The organism is Protofrankia sp. Cj3, from assembly GCF_917627355.1.
Classification (GTDB): Bacteria; Actinomycetota; Actinomycetes; order Frankiales; family Frankiaceae; genus Protofrankia.
Map to the genome: position 1 here is coordinate 1400 of NZ_CAKJTR010000240.1, position 5230 is coordinate 6629.

Below are 5230 nucleotides of genomic sequence, written 5' to 3' on the forward strand. Positions count from 1 at the left end.
CCTCCCAGGGGGCGATCCGGGCGCCCACCTCGTCGCCGGGCAGCGCGACCGCGGCCATGCTGCCGTGATCGACCAGGGCGAGGGAGATCTGGCTGCGTAGGGCGATGATCCGGGCGGAGTCCTCCAGCGACAGCGCGCCGGCGATGTAGGCCGCGGCGATCTCGCCCTGGCTCTGCCCCACCACAGCGGCGGGTTCGACGCCGAACGAACGCCACAGTTCGGCCAGGGAGATGAGCATCGCCCACAGCACCGGTTGGACGACGTCCACCCGGTCCAGCGACGGTGCCCCGGCCGTCTGGCGCAGGACGTCCAGCAGCGACCAGTCCACGAACGGCGCCAATGCCTCCGCGCAGGCCGTGATCTGCTCGGCGAACCTCGGCGCGCGGTCCAGCAGCTCGGCCGCCATGCCGGCCCACTGGGAACCCTGACCGGGAAAGACGAACACGATCTTCCCCGCGGTGTCGGCGGTTCCCCGCGCCAGGTTCGACGCGGACTCGCCGCGGGCCAGCGCGCCGAGACCGGCAAGGAACTCCGCCCGGTCACGGCCGATGACGACGGCCCGTTCCTCGAAGGCCGCGCGGGTCGTCGCCAGCGAGTAGGCGACATCGGCCGGGACGAGTTCGCCGTCCTGCTCAACGAGTGCGGCCAGCCGTCCCGCCTGGGCCCGAAGCGCTTCGGGTGTCCTAGCAGAGATCAGCCACGGCAGGGCCGCCGGCGCGGGCGTCACCGTGCTGGCTACCGGTTCTGGTGTTTCGACCGCCGGGGCCTGCTCCAGGATGACGTGCGCGTTCGTGCCGCTGACCCCGAAGGAGGACACTCCGGCTCGCCGAGGCCGGCCGGTCCGCGGCCACGGCCGCGCGTCGGTCAACACCTGTACGGCGCCGGCTGACCAGTCGATGTACGGGGAGGGCTCGTCGACGTGCAGGGTCTGGGGGAGCACGCCGTGCCGCATCGCCTCCACCATTTTGATCACGCCGGCCGCGCCGGCGGCGGCCTGCGCGTGGGCGATGTTCGACTTGAGCGATCCCAGCCACAGTGGCTGGTCGCCGGGCCGGTCCTGGCCGTAGGTGGCCAGCAACGCCTGTGCCTCGATCGGGTCGCCCAGCCGGGTGCCGGTCCCGTGCGCCTCGACCGCGTCCACCTGGGCGCCGGAAAGCCCGGCGTTGGCCAGCGCCTGGCGGATGACGCGCTGCTGGGACGGGCCGTTCGGCGCGGTCAGCCCGTTGGACGCGCCATCGGAGTTGACCGCCGAGCCCCGGACCACCGCCAGCACCCGGTGGCCGAGGCGGCGGGCATCGGAGAGCCGTTCCAGGAGCAGCAGGCCCACCCCCTCGCCCCAGCCAACGCCGTCGGCCGCGGCGGCGAACGCCTTGCTCCGGCCGTCCGGTGACAGGGCACGCTGCCGCGAGAGCTCCACCCAGGCGGCTGGTGAGGACATCACCGTCACACCACCTGCCAGCGCGAGGTCGGACTCGCCCGTGCGCAGCGACTGCGCAGCCAGGTGCAGGGCCACCAACGACGAGGAGCAGGCCGTGTCCACGGTCACCGCCGGGCCCTCGAAGCCGAACGTGTAGGAGATCCGGCCCGACGCGACACTGCCCGAACTGCCGTTGCCGAGGAATCCCTCAAGCGCGGCGGGCGCCTCATCCAGCCGCGGGGCATAGTCGTGGTACATGACACCGGCGAAGACCCCGGTCCTGCTCCCGCGCAGCGAGGATGGGTCGATACCGGCCCGCTCGAGCACCTCCCAGGTGGTTTCCAGTAACAGGCGCTGTTGCGGGTCGGTCGCCAATGCCTCGCGTGGGGAGATCTCGAAGAATCCGGCGTCGAAATCCCCGGCGCCGTGCAGGAAGCCGCCGTGCCGCGTGTAGGACGTGCCGGTGTGGTCCGGGTCCGGGTCGAACAGTTCCTCGATGTCCCAGCCCCGGTCGGTCGGGAAAGCCGAGACCGCGTCCCCGCCGGCCGCGACCAGCCGCCACAACGCCTCCGGCGAGTCCACCCCGCCGGGAAAGCGGCAGGCCATCCCCACGATCGCGATCTGCTCGTCCGACCCGGGCCCGGACGCGGCGGCCACGGCGGCCACCTGCGACGCGCCATGGGCACCCAGCAGTTCCGATCGCAGGTAGGTGATGACCGCCGCCGACGTTGGATAGTCGAAGGTGAGGGTGGACGGCAGCCGCAGCCCGGTGGCGGCGCCCAGGCGGTTACGGAGTTCGATCGCGGTGAGGGAGTCGAGCCCGAGGTCGGAGAACGCGCGTTCCGCGCTGAGCGCCCGCGTGTCCGCGTGTCCGAGAACAGCGGCCACCTCGGTGCGTACGAGGCCGAGGAGGAAGGCGTCCCGTTCGGATTCCGGAAGGCCGGCGAGGCGTTGCGCGACCGACGACGATCCGGTGACGGCCACCCCGGCCTGGGCGGTCCGCCGCGCGGGCCGGACCAGTCCACGCAGGAGCGGAGCCACCGTCCGCGTCGCCGCGCGAGCGCGCAGGCCCGCGAGGTCGAGCGGGGCCGGCGCCAGGAGCGCGTGGTCGAGGCGCAACGCGGCGTCGAACAGCTCCAGGCCCTCGGCGGAGGACAACGGCTTGATCCCGGCGCGGGCGATCCGGTCGTGGTCACTTTCGGTGAGGTCGCCGGTGATCCCGCTGGCGTTGCCCCACAGGCCCCAGGCGAGCGAGACAGCGGGCAGCCCACCCGCGCGGCGGTAGGCGGCCAGCGCGTCCAGGAACGTGTTGGCCGCGGCGTAGTTCCCCTGGCCTGGGCTGCCGAGAATCCCGGCGGCAGAGGAGAACAGCACGAACGCGGCGAGATCGCTGCCGGCGGTGAGTTCGTGCAGGTTCCAGGCCGCGTCGACCTTGGGGCGCAGTACCCCGTCCACCCGTTGTGGGGTCAGCGATTCGACGACACCGTCGTCGATCACGCCAGCGGTGTGGATGACCGCGGTCAGGGGATGGCCGGCGGGGATCGTGGCGAGGATGCCGGTGAGGGATGCGCGGTCGGCGGCGTCGCCGGCGCGGATGGTGACTGCCGCGCCGAGCCCGGTGAGTTCGGCGTGCAGCTCGCCGGCACCGGGGGCGTCGGCACCCCGTCTGCTGGTCAGAAGCAGATGACGGACACCGTGCTCGGTGACCAGATGCCGCGCGAGCGCGGCGCCCAGCGCCCCGGTACCACCGGTGATCAGTACCGTGCCCGTGGGCTCCCAGGGCGTCCCGTCGAGGTGCTCGCTGCCAGGGTCACCACTGTCGTCGGTGTGGTGACTGTCGCTCTTGGCGGTGGCTGCGGTGGTGGCGCTGAGGGCGGGTACCCGGGCCAGCCGCGGCACGTGCACGGCGCCAGCGCGGACCGCGAGCTGTGGTTCGTCGCTGTCGCCGGCCGTGGCCAGCGCGGCCGGTAGCGCTCGGATGGACCGCTCGTCATCGTCGATGTCGAGCAGGATGATCCGGCCAGGATGTTCGGACTGGGCCGAACGGACCAGGCCCCAGACGGGGGCGGCCGCGAGATCGGGCGTCTCGTTGCCGACGGCTACCGCGCGGTTGGTGACGACGACGAGGCGCGACGACTCACGGCCGGGGTGAGCGAGCCATTCCTGTACCCGGGCGAGCACCTGGTGCGTCGTAGCGTGCGCCGCCCGCGCGACATCCGGGCTTTCGACATTGTCTGGGCGCGACGGCGGGAGGCCCGATACGAAGACCAGCGCGGGTGCGGGTTCAGCCGGCTCCAAAGCCGCAGCGAGGCCGGCGAGGACCCTCGTCTCGGCACCGGCGTCCCGTAGCACAGTGCGCAGCGCCTGTGCATCGTCTTCGACGACAGCCCACACCGGCCGCAACGGTTGGGCGGCCACGGCCACGGCCACGGCCACCGTCGCCCAGTCGAGGCGGAACAGCGAGTCCTGACGTGCCGTGCGCGCGGCGCCCAGCTGGCCGGCTGAGACAGGCCGTGACAGCAACGACCCGATGGAGATCACCGGTGCGCCGGTTCCGTCGGCCGCCTGAACGGAGAAGGCCTCGGAACCGGCGTCGGACAGCCGTACCCGCAACGCCGACGCGCCGGAGGAGTACAGGCGCACATCCGTCCATGCGAACGGCAGCCGACTGGATCCCGCCGGAGTGTCATGCGATCCGGCGGCGGCGGCGTGCAGGGCGGCGTCGAGCAGTGCCGGATGCACGCCGAAGGAGGCGGCGTCAGCCTGCAGCTCGTCGGGAAGAGCGACCTCGGCGAAGATTTCCCGGTCGCGTCGCCACGCGGCGCGCAGCCCCTGGAACAGCGGCCCGTACGGCAGGCCCGCCGTTGCCAGATTCTGGTAGATCTCCCCGACGTCGACCGGGTCCGCGCCCTGCGGAGGCCATTCATTCAGAGCGGAGGATGCCTCTGCCGCGCCGGTGCCGAGGAACCCACCGGCGTGCCGGGTCCAGTCGGTGTCCGCGGTGGCGTCCTGCGGCCGCGAGTACACGGTGACCGGGCGTCGGCCCGCCTGCTGCTCCGGCGCTCCCACGGCCACCTGCACCTGCACCCCGCCGTGTTCCGGCAGGATCAGCGGCGATTCGATGATCAGCTCTTCCAGGGTGTCGTAGCTGACCTCGTCACCGGCGCGGATCGCCAGTTCTACGAATGCCGTACCTGGAACCACGACCGCCCCGTGCACAACATGATCAGCCAGCCATGGATGTGTCCGCAGCGACAGGCGTCCCGTGAACAGGAACCCGTCGACGTCGGCCAGAGCTACCGCCGCGCCGAGCAGCGGATGCCCAGCCGGCCCCAGACCGAACGCGGAGAGGTCCCCGGTCGCCGGTGACGGGTCGATCCAGAACCGCTGGCGCTGGAAGGCGTACGTCGGCAGTTCCACCCGCCGCGGGTTCAGGCTGGAGAACAGCGCGTGCCAGTCCACGGCGATGCCGTGGGCGAAGGCGTGGGCCAGCGCGGTGAGGAGCGTGCCGGGTTCCGGGCGGCCGCGGTGCAGTACCGGCGCGAGCACCGGCGCCGCGGCGTCGGTACCGCCGGATTGTCCGGCGAGTGTTTCCCGCGCCATGGCGGTGAGTACGCCGTCCGGGCCGAGTTCGAGGTATGTGGTGACACCGGCGGTTTCCAGCTGGCGGACGACGTCGGCGAACCGGACCGTGTGACGGACGTGGCGCACCCAGTATTCGGCGCTGCCGAGCTCCTCGGGGCCGGCGATGCCACCGGTCAGGTTGGAGACGACCGGTATCCGCGGTGGATGGTAGGAAAGCCCTTCGGCTAC

At 72.3% G+C, this 5230-nt stretch carries 1 protein-coding gene; it reads right to left on the reverse strand.

What is annotated here, in order from left to right; all coding sequences use genetic code 11:
* The coding region (locus MJ783_RS21265; protein ID WP_239313172.1) for a type I polyketide synthase at positions 1–5230 on the reverse strand (5230 nt) is incomplete at both ends.